This is a genomic window from Cupriavidus sp. WS, assembly GCF_000395345.1.
Lineage (GTDB): Bacteria > Pseudomonadota > Gammaproteobacteria > Burkholderiales > Burkholderiaceae > Cupriavidus > Cupriavidus basilensis_B.
In genome coordinates this window covers 21,032-44,640 of record NZ_AQPL01000269.1, presented here as the reverse complement: position 1 = coordinate 44,640, position 23,609 = coordinate 21,032, and the positions used below count along the sequence as shown (strand labels likewise).

The following is a 23,609-nucleotide window of genomic DNA, read 5'->3' as shown; positions in this document are numbered from 1 at the left end:
AGTAAAAATCACAAAAATGTGGCGCAAGCTAGGGGCCTGGTACTGGTTGGCTACACAAAATATCGACGACCTGCCGCGCGCCGCGGAGCCCATGCTCAACATGATTGAGTGGTGGTTGTGCCTGTCGATGCCGCCGGACGAAGTGGAAAAGATCGCTCGGTTCCGCGAACTCTCGCCCGCGCAGAAGGCATTGATGCTCTCGGCGCGCAAAGAGGCAGGCAAGTTCACCGAGGGTGTCATCCTCTCCAAAAGCATGGAGGTGTTGTTCCGCGCCGTGCCGCCGAGCCTTTACCTCGCGCTCGCGCAGACCGAGCCCGAGGAGAAGGCCGAGCGCTACCAGCTCATGCAGCAATACGGTTGCACCGAGCTGGAAGCCGCCTTCAAGGTGGCCGAGAAGATCGACCAGGCACGCGGCATCGAGTCGCCCGCCTTGGAACTTTCGTAAGCCGGAGAACGCCATGGAACAGAAACGTCCTTCCATTCCGATGCAGGTCCAGGCGTTCCGCCGTCGGCGCTGGCGGCCCCGCTGGCCCTGGGCGTTGGCCGCCGCGCTGCTTTCGCTGATGCTGATCTGGATCGTGTCCCGCTTGCCTGGCGAGTCCACGCCTCAGACTTCAGCGCCGGCCAGCGAGACGCAGGTGGCTGGGCCTCCGTGGCAGATGGGCAACCCGGCAGGCCGTTTCACGCTGACGCTCTACGCGGACCTCGAATGCCCGTTCTGCCGGTCCTATCTCCCAGTAATCAAGCGTTGGGTGGCCGGCAATGCGGACGTGGCCTTGCAATGGCATCACCTGCCGTTGGCCGCGCATGAGCCGGCCGCGTCCGCGGAAGCGCGCCTGGCGGAATGCGCGGGCGAAGCCAACGGCCATGCCGCCTTCTGGCAGGTCGTCGAGTGGGTCTATGCCCATACACGCAGCGACGGCCAGGGCGTGCCCGAGGACCTGCGCTACCCCGACCTTACGCCAGCCATCGAGCAGTGCATCGCGAGCGAGCGGCCCGACGCGGCGATTCGCACCCAAACTGCGGAAGCCACGAACAGCGGCGTGACCGCCACGCCGTCGCTGCGGCTGCACGATCGCGAAACCGGCAAGGCGATTCTGCTGCAGGGTCCGATCGAGGGCGATGCCTTGCTGTCGGCCATGGACATGCTCGCGGCCGGCGATCCCGCCGCCACACCCACATCGGAAATGCCTGCCGACGTCGTCGGCGACATGCCCAGGTAGCCCCGGTCTTCAAGGCTACGGCGCAGTCCGCTGCGCTGACCGCACCCCGTTCGCCTCGCATCCTGGTCGCGAACGATCACCGCTGCCGCGGTGATGGATGCAGTTTTTTCGTTCCCCAGGAGGGCTTGCCCTCCCAGGGCGCGCGCCCTCCGATCTCACCGTCTGGAGGTTCGCCATGTCTTTCGTCGTCAATGACTCCTGCCTGGATTCGCTTTCCGCCATCGCTGCCCAACACGAGGACTGGATCATCCAGCACGCCATCGTGCTGCTGGAGAGACGGATCTTCAAAGCTGGACCGTGCCTCAGCCGACCGGCCGCCGTGCGGGAGTACCTGCGCCTGAAACTGGTCGCCGAGCCCAATGAGATATTCGCCGCTGTGTTCCTGGACAGCATGCACCAGGTGCTGGCCTACGAGCCGTTGTTCAGGGGCACGATCAACTCGACTTCGGTCTATCCGCGTGTCGTCGTGCAGCGTGTGCTGGAGTTGAATGCCGCCGCGGTGGTCTTCGCCCACCAGCATCCCTCGGGTGTCTCCGAGCCGTCCAGCGCGGATCGCATGCTGACCCAGCAACTGCAAGCTGCGCTGGCACTCATCGATGTGCGGGTACTGGACCACATCATCGTCGGCCAGGGCGCCCCGTTCTCCTTTGCGGAGTCCGGCCTGCTGTAAGGGTTGCACTGCTTCGTTGATCAGCGCGGAGGCTTCGGCCTCCGATTTTTCTTCGCGGCGACACAAGCAGGTATGCGGGGAGGCCGCAATGCGCATTGTTTGTTGGGGCCGCATGGGGTTCGGCGTTTGACTATGGCCCTGATCAACTTCCGGGGTGCAAGACATGCCAGGAGCTTTTACCCGGTTCGCACCAGGCTGGCGAACCCTTGGCCTGGCCGTGGCGCTGCCGGCGTCTCTGGCGGTGTTCAGCCCGGCCACCTTCGCTGCCGACGTGGTGGTCGTCACCGACAGTCGCCACCCGGTCAAGACCATGGGCGGCGAACGGCTGATCGAGTTGGACCAGGCATCCCGACTCGAAGCTGAGCTTTCCGCGGATCTGCCAGCCGATTCCGAGCGGGCGGTAGCCGTCGTCCGGCAACGGCTGAACCATGGGGGCACCGACCTTCAGCGCCGCATCGGCACCGCCTACCAAGGCATCACCGACGCATGGAGCCTGGGCGTCGCCACCATCCCGGCCGTCGTGGTGGATCAACGCTATGTGGTCTATGGCGAGCCTGACATGGCCCGGGCCGTGTCCCGCATCGAGCAGCACCGGAGGACGCAGCCGTGACCCATCGCCCATTCGACCTGCTGCGCCGCCTGCGCGTCGCCGTGGCCTCGCTGCTGCTGGTCAGTGCCACGGGCAGCTACGCCCTGAACACCGCCACCATCGTGTCCTCCGTCATGTCGCCGGACTGCCTGGAGTACCGGGTGGTGGGCATCTGCTACTGGCTGTATTGCACCTGGACGGGCTGCACGGTGCGCACATCCACCAAGGTCCGGCACTACGTGCCCGATGCGGTCGTCTCCAGTTACAGCAACACCGGAGAGAACCCCTGGGTCGAAGTGCGGGCGATGAGCATGCCGAACGCCTCGGCCCAGGCGGGCGGCGACGGCACCACCAACGAAGACCACGAAAACAACCTCGCCAAATTCAAAAACAGTGACGTCATCGGACACCCCGGCGGCGAGGTGTTCAACCAGTTCGCCTCGTCCTCCGGCTACTTCTGCCAAGGCGCGGGCACGGCCTTCATGCCGTATCTGCTCAGCACCCTGGATACGCTGGCCTGGCGCTACAACGTGCCCGAGTCCGTCTATCCCGAGGCCCTGATTCCGGGAATGCGTGAGGTGGGCGCTCGTACCACCGTGAACCTCTGGGGCAATGTGTACCCCCGCGGTGGTTTCCTGCACCAGACCGACGACCACAAATCCGGGGCCGTGGTCGCCCAGCGTGCGGGCGATGTCGTCACGCGCCGCGGGCAGTTGCACGTGTACCAGCCGCTGCTCGCCAGCGCGCGCGATGGCTACTGGCCAGCCGGCGCGCTGGTCGAAGGCGATGCCTCCACCGGGAAGTGGCAAGAACTGACGCCTCGGCTGTCGAACACCTGCGTGGTTTTCCCCCACAGCGGCACGCTGACCCAGGCCCAGCAAGGCGATTACGCCTGGGCGCTGTGGCGGCCCTATGCCTGCTGCGAACGCCGTGGCCAGGTGTTTCTGGGCAGCGTCGATTTCCTCTGAGGTGCCACGATGAAGCGTCCTGAACCGATGAACCTCTCCACCAGGGCGTGCCGCCTGTTGCGCCCGACACCGCTGGCTGGCGCGCTCGCCCTGGTCTGCAGCCTGGCGTGGGCGCAGGTTGGATACCAGAACAGCGGCCCCGTCATCGGCGATGACGTCATGTACTCGATCGGTGGCGGCAGCGCCGTGTCCATGGGCCGCGCGGCCGGCATGCGCTCCATCGGCGTCGGTGTGGGCTGGAACAGCAACCTGATCTGCGGCGACATGAGCATCCAGACCACGCTGCGCAATCAGCTCAATGGGATCACGAATGGATTCCAGCAGATCATGAGCAACGTGATCCAGAGCGCGACCAGCGCGGTCGCATCGCTGCCTGCGCTGATCATCCAGCGGGCCGATCCGGGCTTGTATAACCTGTTGACCAACGGCGTGCTGCAGGCAAGGCTGGATTTCGACCGCTCGAAGCTGACGTGTCGCGCCATGGCCGAGAAGATGGCTGAGACGGCGGGCGGGCAGCTTGGCTGGAGTCAGATGGCCGAAGGCATGGCACTGCGCGATGCCGTGAGCAGCAACGATGCCGTGTCGGCCGTCGAGCAGGCCGAGACGCGCCGCGGCAACGACGGCGTGCCATGGGTGGGTGGCAGCAATGCCGGTGGCGCAGGCCAGTCCGCCATCCGGGTGGTCGGCGACGTCACCCGCGCGGGCTACAACCTGGTCAACGGTCGTGGCGTGACGGACACGTCCTCCATCGCGTCCGCCAGTTGTGCGAGCCTGTCCTGCCAGACCTGGACGTCGCCGCAGCAGGCGACCGAATGGGCCACGCGGGTCCTCGGAGAGCAGGTGCAGCGCACCTGCGACTCCTGCACCAAGACCGAGACGGTGCCCGGCGTCGGGCTGACGCCGCTGATCCAGGAAGAGTACGAGGCGAAGCTGGAGGTCCTTCAGGAGCTGGTTTCCGGCACGCGCAATACCACCTTTGAGAACCTGCGCGAGGCCGGCAGTACGTCGCTGCCAATCACGCGCGGCGTGATCGAGGCGCTGCGCGACGAGCCGGACCAGGACCTTCTGGCGCGGCGCCTCGCGTCGGAGGTGGCGCTGTCGTCGGTGCTGGAAAAAGCGCTGCTGCTCCAGCGCACGCTGCTCACGGGCAAGAAGGAGCCCAACGTCGCAGCCAACGAACTCGCGGTCGAAGCCGTGAACCACGAGAGCGACACGCTCGACCAGGAGATCCGCAACCTGAAGACGGAGCTGGAGCTGCGCCGCGAGCTGGCAAACAACTCACCGATGGCCATCATCCAGCGGCACGGCACGCGCGCGGCAGGCTCGCGCGGCATCTACGAGGGTGATCCGGTACCCGACCGCCTCGACCAGTTGCAGAAGGGCAATCCAGGAGCCAGGCCATGAGCGCGGCGCGCATGACTTGGCCCCCCTTGCGCTGGCTGTTCAGCCGGCGCGCGGCGAAGGCGCTGCTGTGGACGGTGCTGATCGTTGCCGCCGCGGTCGCGGCCAACATCGCCGGCATCTACCTGGTCGGCAGCGTTGCCGGATGGGAGCGGTGGCTCGCCGCCGCTGCGGGTTACTTCTTCGTGTGGCGGCTGTGTCTGTACGGGGCGACGGTGTACGGGTGGATCTGGATGCGCCGCCGGCTGCTGGAACGTGAGGACGACGCCCAGGCGCGGCGCCGCCTGGTGCGCACCGAGATCGCGGGCGTCATCGCCATCGTGGCGCTGGAAGCCAGCCTGCTGATGCAGGCGGGTTGAGGGGAGATGGCGCCATGACCCTGTTCACGACCGACTACCTAGAGTACTACCTGACGCTGGTGTCCTGGATCGTCAACAACGGCATCTGGGCCGTGCTGGTATCCAGCGGCGTCTTCGCGCTGCCTTTCGTGGCGATCATCGTGCAGGAGTGGTTGAAGGCCCGTGCAGAAGGCGCCGACGAGGGCAATAAAGGCGTGCTGAGCGCCGCCCGCATCGAGAACCGGGTCTTCGTCGCCATCGTGGTGGTGATGTTCGCGGGCATCCCGTTCATCGACGTGGACCTGAACACCATCCAGTACGACAGCTCGCGCTCGGCGCAATGTCAGGTCAGTGTGCCGCAGCCCTCGAATACCGGCTGGTCGCAATCTTTCAGCACGCTCAACAACCAGTCGGCGAAGGTGCCGGTGTGGTGGGCGTTCATCCACGCGCTCTCGCGCGCCGTCACCGGCGCTTCGGTGGCGGCAATCCCGTGCGGCACGGACCTGCGGCAGATGCGCATGGAGATCGACGCCACGCGCATCGACGACCCGGTACTGGCTCAGGAAGTGGCGGATTTCTCGCGGGATTGCTATGGGGCTGCACGGGCGAAATTATTCATGCAGCGCCCTCAGCTCGATGAGCAGCAGATGCACGACGTGACCTGGATCGGCTCGCGCTTCTTCACGGACACGAACGGCTATTACGACACGTATCGTTCCAGCACGCCGCGCGATGACTGGCCTTACGACAGCAACCGAGATGCAGGGCTCGCGCAGGTAGCAAGCGGCGGCGGCTACCCGACCTGCAGGCAATGGTGGGCCGACGGCAGCAATGGCCTGCGGGCGCGGCTTCTGGGCCAGGTGGACCCGAGCCTGCTCAATCGCTTGGCGGGCTGGGCTGGCTTCCTGAGCCGGGCCGACGTGGACGATTCGGTGATCCGCGCGATCGCGTCACCGCGGCAGCAGAAGCTGAACCAAGGCAGCGTCTATACGGACTACGGTGGCCAGATCGAAATGACCGACCCGAACATCATCACCCGGGCGGCAGCCGACGTAGGACTGGCGGTGGGCTCGTTGGGCTACTTCCCCTCCATGGATGCAATGCGCCAGGCCCTTCCGATGGTGCTGGCGCTCTTGAAGATGGCGCTGGTTATCTGCATTCCGGTGGTGCTCATGGTTAGCACCTACAACCTGAAAACACTCGTGACGGTCAGCGTGGTGCAGTTTGCGCTGTTCTTCGTGGATTTCTGGTTTCAACTCGCGCGCTGGATCGACAGCACCATTCTGGACGCGCTCTACGGATGGGGCTGGGGATGGAACCGGCCGCATACGAATTTCGATCTGGTCATGGGCCTCAACAATGCCTTCGGAGACATGCTGTTGAATTTCGTCATGGCGACGATGTTCATCGTGCTGCCCTTGTTCTGGGTAACCGCCTTGGGATGGGCGGGCTACGCCGTGGGGGGCATGTTGCAAGGGCTTGCTGCCGGTACGGCAGGCGCCAAAGCGGCCGGCGGCAAGGCCGCCGACATGGCCTTTGGCGACGCTATGAAGTGGGCATCGACACCTAGCAAGAAGAAATAGTGCCATGCTTCTTCGCTAGGTCTCATCAGATGGATCATGTGGATCTATCCGATACTCATCGTGGGTATAGAGGCCAAAACCGGCGTGGCCGTGCCGCCACTCTGGTTCGGGCGGCTCCCATTCGACGGTATCGTGCCCCTGGGCCACAAACACCAGCGCGACCAGCAGCAAGGCCAGCCAGAAAGCAACGTAGAGCAGCAGCCCCAGGACAGCCAGTTTGCCGGCCCACAGCAGCGCAGCAGCGCCGGCCAACGGCACACCCTTGGACACCAACCAGTTTGACGCCCGACGTTCGCTGCGCGCGTAGGCGCGCCACCCGCGGCCAAGGGCGCGGCCGAGGCGTTCTGCAGTGCTGATGCGGGTCGTGATGCTCATGGTCGTCTCCTGCTACTGAGGGATGCCTATTCGAGTTTGGTCCATTTCATTCTGCTGCGGGCTTCAAAGTGCTTCATGACGCTTCGTCATCCGGTTCCACCGGGCCGGGGTCAGGCTCCACGCCGACGCGATACGTGGCAACGAAGTGCGGCCAGTCCACATGGTCCACCAGGTCGATGTCATCGACAACGCCAACCTTTGCTGCCGCACGCTCGAACAGGGCGATGCTCTTGGCGGGATAGTTGTTGCGCGACGGATAGAGCACCCCATCGAACAGCGGCTGGCCATCGCCGCTGAACATCGCATGCACCTGGGCAGACACCTGCTGCGTGTGCGTGTAGTCGCGGCTGGCCAACTGCTCTAGGTTCAGGCCGAAGTAGCCCGCCATGACGCCCGACGCCGTGAGGTCGGCCAGGAGCACGTCGTCCATCACGCCCACCGCGCGCACCATCCGGGCCTGGACTTCTTTCAGCGCGATCGAGCGTTGCGTGTCCGCAAGCCACTGATGCTTGTGAAACACCGACTCCATCAGCGCCGTGGGCAGGTCGCGCCCCAAATAGAGCACGCCATAGGCCCGTGCCGGATCATCGTAGCGATTGGTGCTACCGCGGCCATAGTACAGCCTGCTGCCTCGATAGACGACACGGCTCACATGCTGGAGCAGTTCGCCGGCATCGATCAGGAACGAAGGCAGCTCGCGGCTCACGGCGGTCTTGCCTCAATGCACCTGAACGCCCAGCACGTTGAACACGGCCTCGGCCACGTCGTCGATCGTGCCATGCGTCACCGCATCCACCGGCGAGCGACCGCCCAAGCCTTCGAGCGGTTCGGTCAGCGCTCGGTAGATCGTCCAGGGGTCGATGCCCTCGACCTCCTGAAGCACGGTTTGGGTCAACTGCTGCTTCACCGGGTCGAGCTGCCAGTCGGGCAGCTTCTGGCCGCGCGGTCCCACGTTCAGCGCCAGCAGCCGACGGGCGAGGATGTCCTTGTAGATCTGCTGGCGCGACTTGTCCGCCAGCTTGGCGAACTCCGCGGGCGGCAGGTTGTGCGGCTGGTTGAAGGCCTCCAGCAGCACGGCGCGGCCACGCTGGACGTCGGTTTCAGTCGGTGCCCAACTCGTGTCGGCACGCAGCGCGGCCGCTTTGCGCTCCAGGGCATGCTCCACCGTTTCGCCTGCGAGGTTAGCGGGCAGTTTCACCGCTTCCACGCGCTCGTGAACGAACGCCTGCAACTCGGCCGCGAATGCCGTGGCGTCCCGGATTTCAACGGTATCCGCGAAACGGCGCACGTCCTCCACGGTGACGCGCGGAAGACGATCGGCAATGAATTCAATGGCGGTGGGCATGGTCATCTCCCAAGCAGGTTTGAGACAAGATTCACTCTAGTCGCGTTTGTCGCGTTTGTCAACTTGGACGCCTAGGGGCAACCTACCTGGCGGAAGCAGCATCTCCGCAGCATAGGCCGAGGCCATCACCTGGTCGCCGTCCAATCCATTCGAGCAGATTCCACATTGGCGCTGGAGCCGCAACCCAGGCCCCGCTATACCGAAACGGTTAAAGGCCAAAGGGCCGAAACGGCAAGGGAATGGGGTGCAAGGGGAAAGGCCCTACCTCGAAAAGGCGAAAAGGCCTCCCGGTCGGCCCGTCATCAGGACATCGACATGCTCTCCCTGTTCCAGCGAAAACGGCCCCCGGTCGCTGCCGCGCCCACGCCACCACCCGCCACCGTCCTCCCGAAAGGGCTGCTGCGGCCCGAGTCTGCCGCATCGATGCTGGCCACCCCGCGCCGGCAGAAACTGCTGGAGCACATCTGGCAGCGCACCTCGCTCTCACGCAGGCAATTCGCCACCCTGTACCGCGCGCCCCTGGAACGCTACGCCGAGTTGGTCCAGGCCTTCCCGGCCTCCGAGGCGCATCACCATGCCTATCCGGGCGGCATGCTGGACCACGGCCTCGAAATCGTTGCTTATGCGCTCAAGCTGCGCCAGTCCCATCTGCTGCCCATCGGCGCCAGTCCCGAGGACCAGGCCGCACAGTCCGAGGCCTGGACCGCCGCCGTTGCCTATGCCGCGCTGCTCCATGACATCGGCAAGATCGCCGTCGATCTGCACGTCGAGCTTGCCGACGGCAGCACTTGGCACCCGTGGCATGGCCCGTTGCACCAGCCGTACCGCTTCCGCTACCGCGACGACCGCGAATACCGCCTGCACAGTGCCGCGACAAGTTTGCTCTACCGCCAACTGCTCGACCGTGATGCCCTGGACTGGCTCAGTGGCTATCCCGACCTGTGGGCACCGCTACTCTATGTCCTGGCCGGCCAGTACGAGCACGCGGGTGTGCTGGGCGAACTTGTCGTGCAGGCCGACCGCGCCTCGGTGGCCCAGGAACTGGGCGGTGACCCGGCGCGCGCCATGGCCGCACCGAAGCACGCGCTGCAACGCAAACTGCTCGACGGATTGCGTTACCTGCTCAAGGAAGAGTTGAAGCTGAACCAGCCCGAGGCCTCAGACGGCTGGCTCACCGAGGATGCCTTGTGGCTGGTGAGCAAGACGGTCTCGGACAAGCTGCGTGCGCACCTGCTGTCCCAGGGCATCGACGGCATCCCGGCCAACAACACCGCCGTCTTCAATGTGCTGCAGGACCACGGCATATTGCAGCCGTCATACGACGGCAAGGCAGTCTGGCGCGCAACCGTGACCAGCGCCACCGGCTGGTCCCACTCGTTCACCCTGTTGCGCCTCGCACCCGCGCTGATCTGGGAGCCGGGGCAGCGGCCGGTACCATTTACCGGCACAGTGGCGATCGACGCAGCGTCCACGGGTAAGGAGGCCGATGTTTCCGCCACCCGCACGACGGAGGGGCCGCAGTCCAACTCGGACGGCCCGTCGGTTCCGCCATGGGAAAGCGGTGGCCCCCTCTCGGCGCCTCCATTGAAGGCCCAGGTCGTGCCCGACGTCATGGAGGACATGCTGTCGATGGTGGGTATGGGAGGCTCGCCCGAGACCCGGCAGGATGCGGAAGCGCTCCCCAAAGAGACGTCTACCGTGCGCCCCGAAGCACCAAGCTTGGCCGCGCCTTCGCCTTCGCCTTCGCCTTCGCCTTCGCCTTCGTCACCGGCGCCAGTGCCAGTGCCAGTGCCAGTGCCAACATCCTCGGCAGCGCCGCCATCAGGCGAGCACTTCATGGCGTGGCTGAAACAGGGCATCGCTTCCCGCCGGCTCATCATCAACGACGCAAAGGCGCTGGTGCACTCCGTGGACGACACCGCGTACCTGGTCAGTCCCGGCGTGTTCCAGCGTTACGCTCAAGAGCATCCGCAGTTGGCAGCCATTGCTCGCCAGGAAAAACTGGAGCCGTGGCAGTGGGTACAAAAACGCTTCGAGAAGCTGGCCGTGCACCGTAAGCAGGCCAGCGGCCTGAACATCTGGACTTGCCACGTCACAGGGCCGCGCAAATCGCGGCAGTTGCACGGCTACCTGCTAACGCAGCCCGGTGCGTTGTTCGAGCGAGTGCCGCCCAACAACCCCTACTTGTGCCTCGCCAACGAGGAGGCCGGGCGTGAGGCCTCGCTGGCTGCGAAATGAGGATATCCAGTGGCGAGGTCCGGATGCCCGCTTTTCGGTGCACAGGTCAGAGCGTAACCACTTGGGAAATGCCTTGCTGCGCCGCTCGGTATCGTCCGGGGGTCATACCTGTCCAGTGGCGGAACGCGCGATGGAAGACGGCGGGGGCACTGAAGCCCAAAGCATCGGATATCTCCTCCAGTGAGCCGTCGTTGCGCACAAGGTGGAGAATGGCCAGATCCCTGCGCAACTCATCCTTGATGCCCTGGAACGACAGCCCTTCCTGCTGCAGCTTGCGTATCAGTGTCCGCGAGGACATGTGCAGCCGGCTGGAAACATCATCCAGCGTCCGTCCGAGATCCATATGCAGCAACTCGCGCACCTTCAGCCGCAGGGCGTGCTCGTGGTAGGAGGTGAAAATCCAGTCGCGCGGCGCCTGCTCCAGGAAGCTGCGCGCGTCGGACGCGCTGCGTTCCGGCTGGACCTTTCCGAGTTCGGCGTGAAAGGTGACCTGAGAGTAAGGTTCGCAGAAATCGATCGGGGCCGGGAACAGGATCGAGTAGTCGGCAGCAAAGGACGGGCGTGGAAAAGCGAAGCCCACAGTGCGCACCGAGACCTCTCGGCCGGCGAGCCATGACACGATGCCGTGCGTCAGCTTCAGCATCAGTGCGTGCCCGAATCGGTTCACCCCCGTGTTGGAAGACCGCGGGACAAGGTCCAAGCGCAAGGAGGCGTCTGCCTTCGTGAGACTCAGCCTGTAGTCGTCCAGCAGCAGGTTCCAGACCTGCGTGAAGCGATACAGCGCTACCTCGATGCTTGGCGCGTCCATGACCGCTCGGACGATGTACTTCAAAGCGCCGGTCCGTATGGGCCGGCTCCACAGCCCCATCATTTCATCGCCGGTGGCGGCGGCGCTTCGCCGGTACAGCCCGACCAGTTGATCGTGCGTGAGACGCGAGCCGGGGTGGTTGATAAATGCCTTCACGATGCCGGCCTGCTGCAGGCAGCGATCCAGGGCCTGGTCCGAGCACAGCGAGCGCAGGCTGCGCAGCAGATCCTCCACCAGGTCGCATGAGACCGTGGCCGCCGCGACAGCCTTTGGGCTCGCAGGAAGCCCTCTTGGCGGCCGGACGAGATTGTCAGTTTTTGCAAACTTCACGACGCTATTGGCAATTGAGCCCAGCATCCCTGGTGGGTAATCTACGGGCATGGAAAAGATAAACGCCCCTTAATAGTATCGACTGTGAGGCTTGACCGCGACTCCAGGGGTCTATCCGCCATTTCGCGCCCAGGCCAAGCTCAATGCCCATGAATGGCGACATTGGCATGGAGCCTCGGCCTTGAACGGCATGGCCCGCTTCGGCGCGGGCCATGCCGTCACAGCGGCGGCCGATGCCCGCCGGACCGAGCACGTCGACCTGCCCGCCACAGCCCACCATGTTCATGACCCAGTGCCAGGAAAACTTCATGTCCGACCCCATTCTGCTGACCTCCGAACAAGGCAACATCGGCATCGTCACGCTCAACATGGCGCACAAGCGCAACGCGCTCAACGAGGATGCCATCGCCGCTATCGACGCCTATTTCTCGGCGGTGCCCAGCCACATCCGGACCATCCTCTTAACGGCCAAGGGCGATCACTTCTGTGCCGGCCTGGACCTCAAGGAGCACCACGACAAGGCGCGCAGCGGCGTCGAGTTCATGCGCGTCTGCCAGGGCTGGCACCGCGCGTTCGACAAGATCCAGCATGGCGGCATTCCCGTGATCGCCTGCCTGCAGGGCGCGGTCGTGGGCGGCGGTCTGGAACTGGCCAGCGCAGCGCACGTGCGCGTTGCCGACAGCCGCACCTTCTTTGCGCTGCCCGAGGGCACGCGGGGCATCTTTACGGGCGGCGGCGCGACGGTGCGCACTGCGCGGATCATTTCCGCGCCGCGCATGGTGGAGATGATGCTCACCGGACGGGTCCTCGATGCGCAGGAAGGCCGCGAACTGGGGTTGGCCCACTACGTTTGCGACACCGCGAAAGGCGACACGCCCGCACCGGAGTTGGCCCTGACTCTGGCAAAGAAGATCGCGGGCAATGCGCCGCTTTCCAACTACGCCATCGTCAGCGCCATCAGCCGCATCGCCGACATGTCGGCCACGGACGGGCTCTTCACCGAGGGGCTGGTGATGGCCATGATCCAGCAAGGTGACGATGTGCAGGAGCGCCTGGGCGAGTTCGTGAACAAGAAGGCGCACAAGGTACAACTGAATGCTTGATCTCCAAGACGCGCGCCACAGGCCTCAGCCAGCGACGCTTGATCGTGTCATGGTTGGGCTCAGGTGACTTGCAAGGACCCCCTGGCGCCCATCAGCAACTCCACCACATCGGCTGCATTGATGACGCTAAAGCGCGGGTCCATCTGCGCGGCGGTCATGCCGTTGTGGATCATGCAAGAGCCGCAAATGGCAATGCGACCTCCCTTCTCCAAGAACTTCTCCAGCAGATCGGCAACGGGTTCGAAAGGCTTGCCGATGTCCAACCCAATGGCCGCGCCGGGTTTTCCCAGCTCCACGGCTTCCACCATCAGGACGATGGTCGCCGTATGTCCCTTGAGCAGCGCGTTGAGTGCCATGGTAAAGGTCACGGTCACCTTGTTGGGATTGCTTCTCCCATCAAAAACTGTCGCAACGAAGTCGGTGGTCTGCATGGTTAGGCCTTTGTGGTAAACAGTGGTTGCGGGGATGCAAGTTGGAGGGAGCGAAGCTCTGGCACCGGATGCAGGCGGTCCGCGGCGCCGCACGACGGTCCGGGCCCAGGCTACGGGGCGCTGGCCGGCGCGCCCGGGTTGCTGGACAGCGCCGCGAACTCGTTGAAGGCGGCCACCGCGTTCGATGCGTACATCGCCGACGGGCCCCCTCCCATATAGATGGCCACGCCCAGGGCCTCATGGACCTCCGCAGCCGTCGCGCCGAGCCTGACCAATGCCTTGACATGAAAGCCGATGCAGCCATCGCACCGTGCGGCCACGCCGATCGCCAACGCGATCAGCTCTTTCGTCTTGGCGTCGAGTGCGCCGTCGGCGATGGCTGCCTTGCCCATCTCACCAAAACTCTTCATGACCTGCGGCACTCCCTTGTGCAGAGGCGCCAGATTGGCCACCACGTCCTGCGTCAGTTGCCGGTAACTTGTCGTCATCGCGAACTCCTCATGGTTTTGGAACATCGAATATGAAACGGGGTTGACCCGCACGCTCGACCGGACCCAGACGGCTTCATGGCGCGGCGGCTGCCGCCGACTGCTGGCGGTTGCGCCAAGCCAGCCAACCCAGCAGGGCCAGCACGAGCGCGATGAGCGGCAGCATCAGTCCGTTGATGGTTTCCCAGCCCGAGCTGTTCAGCAGCCGGCCCGACCCGAAAGAGGCGGCGGCCACGGTGCCGAACACCAGGAAGTCGTTGAGTGCCTGCACCTTGGCGCGCTCGGGCGCGGCGTAGCAGTCGGTCACCAGCGCCGTGGCACCGATGAAGCCGAAATTCCAGCCCACGCCCAGCAGGATCAGCGAGCCCCAGAAGTGCAGAAGTTCGAGCCCGGCCAGGGCCAGCAGGCCGGAGGTCCCGATCAACACCAGTCCGCACGCCGTGATCGCGATCTTGCCGAAACGCGCGATCAGGTGGCCGGTGACGAAACTCGGCGCGAACATGGCCAGCACGTGCCACTGGATGCCCAGCGCGGCCTCGCCCACGGTGTGGCCGCAACCCACCATGGCCATCGGCGCGGCGGTCATGATGAAAGCCATCAAACCGTAGGACACGATGCCCGCCGTGACGGCCACGACGAAGCCTGGGCTGCGCGCGATCACCGCCAGCGGGCGCGCCGCGCCCACGACGGCCGCTGCCTGGGGCGGCGGCATGCGCAGCATCAGCAGCAGCGGCAAGGCCAACAGCGCCAAGCCTGCCTGCCCGAGGAAGCTGCCAGCAAACGGCGCCATGGGCCAGGCGTCGCGCGTCCAGATGACGACCTGCGGGCCGATGACCGCGGCGATCAGGCCGCCGATCATGATGCGCGAGATGACGGTGGCGCGCTGCGGCGGCGGCACCGCATCGCTGGCCGCGAAGCGGTAGCTCTGCACGCACGCGCCGTAGAAGCCGGCCATCGCCGTGCCCATGCAGAAGGTCTCGAAGCTGCCCCACAGGACGCCCAATGCGGCGATGAGTCCGGACACCGAACCCAGCAGCGCCCCCAACGCATAAGCCGCGCGCCGGCCGAGACGACGCATCAGCAGGGCCGCGGGGATGGTCGACAGCGCCAGCCCCAGGTTGTAGAGGCTGACCGGCAGTGTGGCCAGCGAAGGGTTGCTGGCCAGCATCTGGCCCACGATGCCGCCCAGCGAAATGATGATGGGTGGCGCGGCGCCGCCCAGTGATTGGGCGGCCATCAGCAGTCCTACATTGCGTCGAGCGTCTGTCGCAATTGGCGGTGGCAGCGAAGCAGGTGGCGTCATGAAGAAATCAGGAATGAGGTGTCAGGTGAACCCATACCGCAGCATGGGAACACCGGCCGGAAGACCTGCAGCACTCCCTGCCTTGGAGGAATTTCCTTGATCTTTTATTAGTTTATGCTAAATTAGATAAACATGAAATACAAGCTGCCATGATGGTTGACAAGAAAGACCAGTCGTTTCTACAGGACGGCGCGGCCAAGGCTGCGGCCATGCTGCGGGCAGTCGGCAATGAGCATCGCCTGCTCGTTCTGTGCCTGCTGATCGAGCATGGCGAGATGACCGTCGGCGCCCTGCACGAAAACGTGGCGCTGAGCCAGTCCGCCTTGTCCCAGCATCTGGCCAAGATGCGCGAGGAAGGCCTGGTGACCTACCGGCGCGAGTCGCAGACCCTGCACTACCGTATCGACAATCCGGACGTGGCCAAGCTCATCGCCACGCTCAAGGCCATCTTTTGTCCATGATCCGCCCTAGGAGGCCCTTGCCATGTCCCTGAAATCCATCTCGCCCCAAGCCGCCAGCGAACTCGTGAACCAGGGTGCCGTCCTGGTGGACATCCGTGCGGCGGACGAACATGCCCGTGAGCGCATCGCACAGGCACGCCATGTGCCGATGGACCGCCTGCGAAGTGGCGGCCTGCCGCTCGACGGCGCTTCGGCAATCATCTTCCACTGCCGCTCGGGCAACCGGACGCGGGTGAACGCCCCGACGCTGGGTGCGTGCACGGCCTGTGACGCCTACGTGCTCGAAGGCGGCCTGGACGCATGGAAGAAAGCCGGCCTGCCCGTCGTGGCCGATGCCTCTCAACCCCTGGAACTGCAACGGCAGGTGCAGATTGTTGCGGGGTCCTTGATCGTGCTCGGTGCAGTGCTGGGTGCCACGGTCTCGCCATGGTTCCATGTGCTTTCGGGCTTCGTGGGCGCGGGGCTGGTCTTCGCCGGTGTCTCGGGGTTCTGTGGGCTCGCGCGCGTGCTGATGCGCATGCCCTGGAACCGCCGCGCGCTGCCCGGCTGAGTCAACGGGCGGGGAAGCGATTCCTTCACCCGGCAGCCGGCCGGCAGGAACATGCGACGACAGATTTTTAATTTTGAGTTAATTCGGCCCGGACACCATCTGACATTTGAGAACGCCCCAGAAAACATCCGATCAAAGGAGCATGGGCGACAACAGACGGGTCATACGTCAGCGAGGCAAAGGCACCGTGAAAATCGAACCCTTCTTTGACGAGGACAGCAGCACCTTCAGCTACATCGTGCTCGACACGAACAGCGGTCAGTGCGCCATCATCGACAGTGTGCTCGGCTACGATCCCAAATCCGGCCGCACCTCGCGCGCCGGTGCGGACCGCATGGCCGAGCGCGTGCGGGAACTGGGCGCGCGCGTCCAGTGGATTCTGGAGACGCATGTGCACGCCGATCACCTGAGTGCCGCGCCGTATCTCCAGTCGCTCGTGGGCGGCCACACCGGCATCGGGGCGAACATCCGTACCGTACAGCAGGTGTTCGGCCAGCTCTTCAACGCGGAGCCGGCGTTCGCGCGTGACGGCCGGCAGTTCGACCGTCTGTTCGACGACGGCGAGACCTTCATGCTCGGAACGCTGCAGGTGCGGGCCATGCACACCCCCGGTCATACGCCTGCGTGCATGACCTATGTGGTCGAGGACAACACCACATCTGACGCGCCTGCCGCGGCCTTCGTGGGAGACACGCTGTTCATGCCCGACTATGGCACGGCGCGCTGCGACTTTCCGGGTGGCGACGCACGCACGCTGTTTCGCTCGATCGGCCGCGTGCTCTCGCTGCCGCCTGAGACCGTGCTCTACATGTGCCACGACTACCGCCCCGGGGGACGCGAGCTTCAATGGAAAACCACCGTGGCCGAGGAGCGGGCGCACAACATCCATGTGCGCGACGGCATCAGCGAGGATGACTTCGCGGCCACGCGCGAGCAGCGCGACGCCACGCTGGCGATGCCCGTGCTGCTGCTGCCCTCCGTACAGGTGAACATGCGGGCCGGCGAGTTGCCGCCCGCCGAATCCAACGGCGTCCACTACCTCAAGATTCCCATCGATGCCCTCTGAGAGCGGCACCGACCGGCTGAAAGGACAATTTTCGGGCAGGAGACCTCATGGACATCAAAGCCTTGGATCAGGGACTGGCCGTCAGCGGCCAGATCGCTGCTACTGACCTGAAGGCCATCGCCGAAGCCGGCTACCGCGCGGTGGTTTGCAACCGGCCCGATGGAGAAGCGGGCGACCAACCCGGCTTCAGCGAAATCGAGCAAGCCGCGCAGGCACTGGGTATGGCGACGACCTACCTGCCGGTCGAGTCCGGCAAAGTGACCGACCAGCAGGCCCAGGCCTTCGGGACGCTGATGACGCAACTGCCTGGCCCGGTGTTCGCCTACTGCCGCACCGGCACGCGCTCGGCCACGCTGTGGGCGCTGAGCCAAGCACAGCGCCAGCCGCTGGCCTCCATCCTCGAAGCCGCACGCGGTGCCGGCTACGAGCTTTCCGGCGTGGCCCGGCGCATCGCCAACGGCGGTCGCACACCCACCGAGGTCGTGGACGCCACGCATGACATCGTGATCGTCGGCGCGGGCGCGGCGGGCATCGCGGTGGCGTCCAGTCTGCTCGCGCGCAAGCCGGACGCGGACATCGCCATCATCGACCCGGCGGACGTGCACTACTACCAGCCGGGGTGGACGATGGTGGGCGCGGGCATCTTTCCACCTGCGCACACGGCGCGCACGATGGCGAGCGTGCTGCCGCGCGGCGTCAAGTGGATCAAGATGGCCGTCGCCGCGTTCGAGCCCGAGCGCAACGCCGTGGTGCTCGACGGCTGCCGCGTCGTCAAATACCAGCAGCTCGTGGTCTGCCCGGGCCTGAAACTCGACTGGAACGGCATCGAGGGCCTGCCGGAGACACTGGGCCGCAACGGCGTCACCTCCAACTACCGCTACGACCTCGCGCCCTACACCTGGGAACTGGTACAGAACCTCAAGAGCGGCCAGGCCCTGTTCACGCAGCCGCCCATGCCCATCAAATGCGCGGGTGCACCGCAAAAGGCGATGTACCTCTCGGCCGATCGCTGGAAGCGGCACGGTGTGCTCAAGAACATCCACATCGAGTTCTGCAACGCGGGAGGCGTGCTCTTCGGCGTGCCGGACTACGTGCCTGCGCTCATGGAGTACGTGAAGGCTTACGGCATCGATCTGCAGTTCAACCACCAGCTCGTGGCCGTCGATGGCGCAGCGCATGAAGCCACCTTTGTCCGCACGAACGCCGACGGCACCAAAGAGCGCATCACCCGTCCATTTGACCTGCTGCACGCCGTGCCACCTCAGAAGGCGCCGGACTTCATCCGAGTGAGCCCACTGGCGGACGGTGCGGGCTGGGTGGACGTGGACCCATCGAGCCTGCGCCACAAGAAGTACGCCAACGTTTTCGCACTGGGCGACTGCACCAACACCACCAATGCCAAGACTGCCGCGGCCGCGCGCAAGCAAGCGCCGGTGGTCGCGCACAACCTGCTCGCCGCCCGGAGCGGGTCCACGCGCCTAGCCAGCTATGACGGCTATGGCTCCTGCCCGCTCACCGTCGAGCGCGGCAAGATCGTGCTGGCGGAATTTGCCTACGGCGGCAAGCTGGCACCTTCGTTTCCGAAATGGTTCATCGACGGCAAACGGCCGTCATCGCTGGCGTGGCTGCTGAAGGAACGCATCCTGCCGCCGGTCTATTGGGACGGCATGCTCAAGGGCCGCGAATGGCTCGCGCATCCTGTCCTCTCGGACGGATGAGCAGCGGCGTGCGTCGTCGCCGGGACATGGGAAGCCGACGCCTTTAGTGGGGGCGAACAGCGGGCGAAAGGAGGGCGGCATTCGGCCCTTCGACCCTCAACGCCGGCTACCCCTTCCAGGGCTGACGGTCCTTCGGGATGCGGGTGGGTACAACGGATACGTGCTCCGTTGTGATTTCCTGCGCAAGGCGAACGAGCGTTCGTCCCGACCCGTGCCAGGGCAGACCCCGGCGCAGCGTCGGCGTCTGCCGCGAGGCGAACGAGACCTTCGCATCACGACGATTCGAATACCCCGGCCGACTGTATTTGGCTCTCGCCATCCAGGCTGCCCACTGTCAAAGAACGCGGGGCGCCTCGAAGAACGTTCTTAACTTTCGCTTAATCGAGGCTGACCATCATTCTCGCGATTCACCTGTGACATTCATAAAAAAAATGCCGAGGCAAGCCCTGATGGAACACTATCGCCAACGCCAGTGGTTGGCATCGGAACCAATTCGAACGGTTGCGCGCCATTTCTGGAGCGCCCATGAATGAGAGCCTTGGGTTACTCCTTGCTCTGAGCTTCATCGTCTCGCTGGCGGCTCTGGGCGCATTGATCTGGTCCATCGTGACGCGCCAGATTCGTGCGGGAAAGAAAGAGGCTTCGACCATATTCCTGGAGGGTGAGGCCGGCACCCCGGATGACCCATCTTCATTTGATGAAGGGGCGGCCGAGCATCGATTCGACGCCTTGCGTGCCGGCGTCGACGCCCCGGGTAGGAACGTCGTACTGGTCCTGTCCATCGTTTCCTTCGTGTTCCTGATCGTTGGCTCGCTGTTCGGGATGATTGCCTCACTGAAGTTGCACTGGCCCGACTGGCTGGCGAATGAGGCGTTCACCACCTTCGGGCGCGCGCGCACCGTCCATCTGAACCTGGTCGCGTACGGCTGGCTGTCCACAGGAGGTATTGCGGTCGCGCTCTGGATCATCCCTCGCATGTTTCATACGCCCCTGCGGAGGCCCGCCATGGCGATGGTGGGCGCGGTGCTGTGGGCCCTCGGCGTGGCGGCCGGCGCCATCGCCATTGCCAATGGATGGAGCGACGGACTGGAATGGCTCGAAATCCCATGGCAGATCGACATTGTCCTGGCCCTCGGCGGCTTCTTCATCGCATGGTCCGCCATCGCGACGACCCGAAAACGCAACGTTCACCACATCTACGTCAGCGGCTGGTACTACCTCGCGGGACTGGCTTGGTTCCCCATCCTGTTCTTCATCGCGAATATCCCGGGCCTGCATTCGGGCGTGCAGCAAGCGACCACCAACTGGTGGTTCGCGCACAACGTGCTCGGCCTCTGGCTGACACCGCTGGGCCTGGGCGCGGCCTACTACCTGATTCCCAAGATCATCGGCAAGCCGATCTATTCCTACAGTGTGTCGCTGCTGGGCTTCTGGGGCCTCGCCTTGTTCTATAGCCAGGTGGGGATTCATCACCTGATCGGTGGGCCAGTGCCGACGTGGGTGGTCACGCTGTCGATCGTGCACAGCGTCATGATGTTCATTCCTGTCATCGCGGTGGCGATCAATCAGCACGTGACGGTCGCACAGAATTTCTGGGCGTTCAAGGAGTCCATGGCGCTACGCTTCGTGTCCACGGGCGCATTGATGTACACGGCCGCATCCTTCCAGGGATCGCTGGAGGCCGTACGGGCCATCAACTCGATCACCCACTTCACGCATTACACGGTAGGGCATGCGCACCTGGGGGCTTACGCATTCGTCTCCATCGTGCTGTTCGGCGCCTTTTACTATCTCTTGCCCTACCTGACAGGCAAGAACTGGCCCTGTCCGCGGCTCATCGCCCTCCACTATTGGCTGACGGTCTTGGGTTTTCTGATCTATTTCCTATCATTGACCATCGGCGGTTTTCTGCAAGGCATGTCGCTGCTCGATCCGCAGACCAGTTTCGCCGACATCACCCGCAACATCGTGCCGTATCTCGAAGGTCGATCGGTGGGCGGCGGCATGATGACGCTGGGACACTTCGTCTTTGCCTTCCATGCGATGGCCCTGCTCTGGTCGAAACGGCGAGGTGACGCATGAACCGGCTGATTCCATTGTTCGTCGGCGCTGTCGGAATCCTGGTGTTCGCGACCATCATGCTCGTGGTGCTCCCCGGCCTGCAGGTCCGTACGGTCCAGGCACCTGCGCAGTTGCAGAACTACACAATCGAACAGTTGAGAGGCCGTGCGCAGTACGTGGCCAATGGCTGTGTCTACTGTCACAGCCAGCAGCCCCGTTCGAGCGGCCAGACGCTGGCGGACCAGGCCCGGGGCTGGGGAAGGCCGTCCACGCCGGGTGATTACGCCTACGACGCCCCCCAACTGCTCGGGACGATGCGCACCGGCCCCGATTTGCTGAATGTCGGGGTGCGTCTGCCAAGCCGGGACTGGCAATTGACCCACCTGTACCAGCCCAGGGCCATTTTCGACTGGAGCATCATGCCTTCGTATCCCTTCCTCTTCGAGGTCAAGGAGAAGGCCGCGCCCGGCGAGGTCGTGGTCAAGCTGCCGCAGAAGTACCGCCCTGCGGACGGGAAGGTGGTGGTGGCCCGCCAGGAGGCGCTCGACCTGGTCGCGTACCTGTTGAGCCTGGATCGTTCCTACCCCGTCAGCGCCAAAGAGGCGACGTTGCGTGATCGTGGCTACGATCCGAAAACTCAGCAGGGCTCGCGTCAATGAGGGGCCAGATGAAATCCGATCTGAGCGGCAAGGGGCGTCGTGTTCAAGACGTGGACCCGACGTTCGACCCCTGGGAGCAATCGCGTCCCATTCCCTTGTTTGTGCTGGCCATCTTCCTGGCGCTGGCGATCTGGGGCGCTTTGAGCTACATCGCCGACCTGGCGCCGAATCGCGGGGCGGCGATTGGCGGGGCCGTTGCGCCGAAGCAGCAGGCCCCCGCAGTTGCCGCTGACGCGCCGGCGCTCGTCTTTCAGGGGAACGACATCGTCTGGGCCTGCGCGTCATGTCACGGCGACCATGGTGCCGGCGCGGGGCTGACGCCTGCGCTGGCTGGCTTGTCCGAAGCCTACATCGCGAAGCAACTCCACGACTTCGCCACCGGAAGCCGCCCCAACGAGTCCATGCAGTACGTGGCCAGCGCAATGAGCGCCGAGGAAATCGGGCAAGTCGCGGCCTACTACGCCGCGTTGCCGCGCGTTGTCGGCCCGCCCGTCGATCTGGGCGGAGACGCGGCACGTGGAGAGGCACTGAGCCGAACCGGCGACTGGAAAAAGGATATCCCGGCGTGCGTGACCTGTCATGGCCAGCAGGGCGAGGGCGTCGGTGGCCATTTCCCTGCGCTGGCGGGGCAGCAGCCCGAGTACATCTTCCACCAGTTGGTCTCATGGAAAGGCGGCCATCGCCACAACTCGCCGCAATCCTTGATGGATGACATCGCGTCGCGCATGTCGGAGCAAGACATGCGCGATGTGGCTCAGTATTTCGGATCTTTGCGTCCAGGCAGCAAAGGAGGCAATCATGATGAACAACGGTGATCGCCGCTCTGCGCATACGGGGACACTCAGGCGTGCCGGTTATGCCGCGGGGCTGGGTATCCTGCTGTTTTCGGCGGGTTACGGCATCTACGAGAGCGGCGTCATCGGGCGTCTGTACAGCGCGATCAGCGGCAAAACGGTCACGATTCCTTCGGCCGCGCCCTATTCGAGAGCAGACATGGAAGCTGCTCGCAAGGCCTATGCAAAAGACGCCAAGGCGTCTGCGCCCGGTATGCCTGTCGGTGCGGACGGCTATTACATCCCGCCTGCGGAGGATGACATTCCGAAGGGACCCTATGGCGATGCCATCCGGCGAGGAATGAAAATCTTCACCGACACTGGCGCCATGGTCAAGGACCACGTGGGCAATTCGCTGGCCTGCGCGAACTGCCACCTCGACTCGGGACGCCGCGAGAATGCCGCACCGATGTGGGCGGCTTATGCGTCCTATCCCGCTTTTCGCAGCAAGACCGGGACCATCAGCACGCTCGAAGACCGGATCATGGGATGTTTCACCTATTCGATGAACGCCCAGGCGTCGTCCTCGGGAAAGCCGCCACCTGCTGGCAGCGACGTGTACCGCGATCTCATGACTTACATGGCCTGGATGGCCGATGGGTTGCCTGCTGGCAACAAGCCGCGCGGAGCGCTCTATCCCAAGGTGGCGAAGCCAAAGGACGACTACGACGTGGGCCGAGGCCTGGCGGTCTATCAACAAAATTGCGCGCTGTGCCATGGTCCCAATGGACAGGGGACCCGGGAGGCGAACGGAAAAATGCGATTCCCCCCGCTTTGGGGAGCAGAGTCGTATAACTGGGGCGCCGGCATGGCCCGCATCGATACCGCAGCGGGCTTCATCTGGGCGAACATGCCCCTTGGAAAGCCGTACAGCCTGACTGAACAGGAGGCCTGGGACGTGGCGGCATTCATCAACAGCCACGAACGCCCCAAGGACACACGCCAGACCGGAACCGTGGCTGAGGCGCTGGAGAAATACCACGAAGGTGAGCAAAGCTACTACGGGAAGGTCTTGGGTGGGAAGCTGCTTGGGGTTGGAACGGATGCCACGAGCGGACCGTAGTCCCG

The 23,609-nt window shown here is 64.5% G+C and carries 24 protein-coding genes and 1 pseudogene; 18 read left to right on the top strand and 7 right to left on the bottom strand.

The window, feature by feature from the left end:
• The 8 genes and pseudogenes from K206_RS0121805 to K206_RS0121770 all read left to right on the top strand — a co-directional run.
• Positions 1–445 (top strand): annotated as a pseudogene (locus tag K206_RS0121805) (conjugative transfer ATPase); the annotation flags it as partial.
• A 13-nt stretch (positions 446–458) separates the two neighbouring features.
• Positions 459–1,223: a thioredoxin domain-containing protein gene (locus tag K206_RS0121800; protein WP_021195316.1), complete on the top strand. Its 765-nt coding sequence runs from the start codon at positions 459–461 to the stop codon at positions 1,221–1,223.
• 175 nt (positions 1,224–1,398) lie between these two features.
• Positions 1,399–1,893 carry a JAB domain-containing protein gene (locus K206_RS0121795; RefSeq protein ID WP_020204513.1) on the top strand — a complete coding sequence of 165 codons (495 nt, stop codon included), beginning with the start codon at positions 1,399–1,401 and terminating at the stop codon, positions 1,891–1,893.
• Between the two features lie 163 nt (positions 1,894–2,056).
• Positions 2,057–2,503 carry a TIGR03757 family integrating conjugative element protein gene (locus K206_RS0121790; protein WP_029043922.1) on the top strand — a complete coding sequence of 149 codons (447 nt, stop codon included), beginning with the start codon at positions 2,057–2,059 and terminating at the stop codon, positions 2,501–2,503.
• Positions 2,500–3,450, top strand: a complete 951-nt coding sequence (locus K206_RS0121785; RefSeq protein ID WP_020204511.1) for a TIGR03756 family integrating conjugative element protein — start codon at positions 2,500–2,502, stop codon at positions 3,448–3,450. The genes K206_RS0121790 and K206_RS0121785 overlap by 4 nt, the downstream gene beginning before the upstream one ends.
• A 9-nt stretch (positions 3,451–3,459) precedes the next feature.
• Positions 3,460–4,854 carry an integrating conjugative element protein gene (locus tag K206_RS0121780; protein WP_029043921.1) on the top strand — a complete coding sequence of 465 codons (1,395 nt, stop codon included), beginning with the start codon at positions 3,460–3,462 and terminating at the stop codon, positions 4,852–4,854.
• Positions 4,851–5,210, top strand: coding sequence for a hypothetical protein (locus K206_RS0121775; protein ID WP_020204509.1), 360 nt, complete (start codon positions 4,851–4,853; stop codon positions 5,208–5,210). The genes K206_RS0121780 and K206_RS0121775 overlap by 4 nt, the downstream gene beginning before the upstream one ends.
• Positions 5,211–5,224: 14 nt before the next feature.
• On the top strand, positions 5,225–6,772 hold the full coding sequence (locus tag K206_RS0121770; RefSeq protein ID WP_020204508.1) for a conjugal transfer protein TraG N-terminal domain-containing protein: 1,548 nt from the start codon (positions 5,225–5,227) through the stop codon (positions 6,770–6,772).
• A gap of 15 nt (positions 6,773–6,787) precedes the next feature.
• Here K206_RS0121770 and K206_RS0121765 read toward each other — a convergent pair whose 3' ends face one another.
• The 3 genes from K206_RS0121765 to K206_RS0121755 all read right to left on the bottom strand — a co-directional run bounded on the left by K206_RS0121765 (position 6,788) and on the right by K206_RS0121755 (position 8,492).
• On the bottom strand, positions 6,788–7,147 hold the full coding sequence (locus tag K206_RS0121765) for a DUF3742 family protein (RefSeq protein WP_020204507.1): 360 nt from the start codon (positions 7,145–7,147) through the stop codon (positions 6,788–6,790).
• A gap of 73 nt (positions 7,148–7,220) precedes the next feature.
• Complete coding sequence (locus K206_RS0121760) at positions 7,221–7,853, bottom strand: RES family NAD+ phosphorylase (protein WP_020204506.1); 633 nt, start codon at positions 7,851–7,853, stop codon at positions 7,221–7,223.
• 12 nt (positions 7,854–7,865) lie between these two features.
• The gene (locus tag K206_RS0121755; protein WP_029043920.1) at positions 7,866–8,492 is read right to left on the bottom strand and encodes a hypothetical protein; all 627 of its coding nucleotides are present in this window, start codon (positions 8,490–8,492) and stop codon (positions 7,866–7,868) included.
• A 315-nt stretch (positions 8,493–8,807) separates the two neighbouring features.
• On the opposite strand from K206_RS0121755, the gene mobH reads away from it, so the two are divergent.
• The gene (gene mobH / locus K206_RS38930; RefSeq protein ID WP_043366971.1) at positions 8,808–10,730 is read left to right on the top strand and encodes a MobH family relaxase; all 1,923 of its coding nucleotides are present in this window, start codon (positions 8,808–8,810) and stop codon (positions 10,728–10,730) included.
• A 46-nt stretch (positions 10,731–10,776) separates the two neighbouring features.
• Here mobH and K206_RS0121745 read toward each other — a convergent pair whose 3' ends face one another.
• Positions 10,777–11,895: an AraC family transcriptional regulator gene (locus K206_RS0121745; RefSeq protein WP_231401647.1), complete on the bottom strand. Its 1,119-nt coding sequence runs from the start codon at positions 11,893–11,895 to the stop codon at positions 10,777–10,779.
• Positions 11,896–12,176: 281 nt separating this feature from the next.
• Here K206_RS0121745 and K206_RS0121740 point away from each other — a divergent pair, with 281 nt between their 5' ends.
• Positions 12,177–12,971: a crotonase/enoyl-CoA hydratase family protein gene (locus K206_RS0121740; RefSeq protein ID WP_029043919.1), complete on the top strand. Its 795-nt coding sequence runs from the start codon at positions 12,177–12,179 to the stop codon at positions 12,969–12,971.
• Between the two features lie 59 nt (positions 12,972–13,030).
• Here the strand turns inward: K206_RS0121740 and K206_RS0121735 are convergent, their stop codons facing one another.
• The 3 genes from K206_RS0121735 to K206_RS0121725 all read right to left on the bottom strand — a co-directional run bounded on the left by K206_RS0121735 (position 13,031) and on the right by K206_RS0121725 (position 15,193).
• The gene (locus K206_RS0121735; RefSeq protein ID WP_020204501.1) at positions 13,031–13,402 is read right to left on the bottom strand and encodes a DsrE family protein; all 372 of its coding nucleotides are present in this window, start codon (positions 13,400–13,402) and stop codon (positions 13,031–13,033) included.
• 110 nt (positions 13,403–13,512) lie between these two features.
• On the bottom strand, positions 13,513–13,890 hold the full coding sequence (locus K206_RS0121730) for a carboxymuconolactone decarboxylase family protein (RefSeq protein ID WP_020204500.1): 378 nt from the start codon (positions 13,888–13,890) through the stop codon (positions 13,513–13,515).
• A 76-nt stretch (positions 13,891–13,966) separates the two neighbouring features.
• Positions 13,967–15,193, bottom strand: coding sequence for an MFS transporter (locus K206_RS0121725; protein ID WP_052165953.1), 1,227 nt, complete (start codon positions 15,191–15,193; stop codon positions 13,967–13,969).
• 149 nt (positions 15,194–15,342) lie between these two features.
• Here K206_RS0121725 and K206_RS0121720 point away from each other — a divergent pair, with 149 nt between their 5' ends.
• The 8 genes from K206_RS0121720 (at position 15,343) to K206_RS0121685 (ending at position 23,604) form a co-directional block, all read left to right on the top strand.
• Positions 15,343–15,654 carry a helix-turn-helix transcriptional regulator gene (locus K206_RS0121720; protein ID WP_020204498.1) on the top strand — a complete coding sequence of 104 codons (312 nt, stop codon included), beginning with the start codon at positions 15,343–15,345 and terminating at the stop codon, positions 15,652–15,654.
• A 22-nt stretch (positions 15,655–15,676) separates the two neighbouring features.
• Positions 15,677–16,204: a rhodanese family protein gene (locus K206_RS0121715; RefSeq protein ID WP_020204497.1), complete on the top strand. Its 528-nt coding sequence runs from the start codon at positions 15,677–15,679 to the stop codon at positions 16,202–16,204.
• A 142-nt stretch (positions 16,205–16,346) separates the two neighbouring features.
• Positions 16,347–17,270 carry an MBL fold metallo-hydrolase gene (locus K206_RS0121710; RefSeq protein ID WP_052165952.1) on the top strand — a complete coding sequence of 308 codons (924 nt, stop codon included), beginning with the start codon at positions 16,347–16,349 and terminating at the stop codon, positions 17,268–17,270.
• 47 nt (positions 17,271–17,317) lie between these two features.
• The gene (locus tag K206_RS0121705; protein ID WP_020204495.1) at positions 17,318–18,988 is read left to right on the top strand and encodes a bifunctional protein tyrosine phosphatase family protein/NAD(P)/FAD-dependent oxidoreductase; all 1,671 of its coding nucleotides are present in this window, start codon (positions 17,318–17,320) and stop codon (positions 18,986–18,988) included.
• Between the two features lie 525 nt (positions 18,989–19,513).
• On the top strand, positions 19,514–21,070 hold the full coding sequence (locus K206_RS0121700) for a cbb3-type cytochrome c oxidase subunit I (RefSeq protein ID WP_020204494.1): 1,557 nt from the start codon (positions 19,514–19,516) through the stop codon (positions 21,068–21,070).
• Complete coding sequence (locus K206_RS0121695) at positions 21,067–21,708, top strand: cbb3-type cytochrome c oxidase subunit II (RefSeq protein ID WP_020423863.1); 642 nt, start codon at positions 21,067–21,069, stop codon at positions 21,706–21,708. Before K206_RS0121700 ends, K206_RS0121695 begins: the two co-directional genes overlap by 4 nt.
• A gap of 8 nt (positions 21,709–21,716) precedes the next feature.
• Positions 21,717–22,523 carry a cytochrome c gene (locus K206_RS0121690; protein ID WP_020204492.1) on the top strand — a complete coding sequence of 269 codons (807 nt, stop codon included), beginning with the start codon at positions 21,717–21,719 and terminating at the stop codon, positions 22,521–22,523.
• Positions 22,507–23,604, top strand: coding sequence for a c-type cytochrome (locus tag K206_RS0121685; RefSeq protein ID WP_020204491.1), 1,098 nt, complete (start codon positions 22,507–22,509; stop codon positions 23,602–23,604). Before K206_RS0121690 ends, K206_RS0121685 begins: the two co-directional genes overlap by 17 nt.
• The last annotated feature ends 5 nt before the right edge of the window (positions 23,605–23,609 follow it).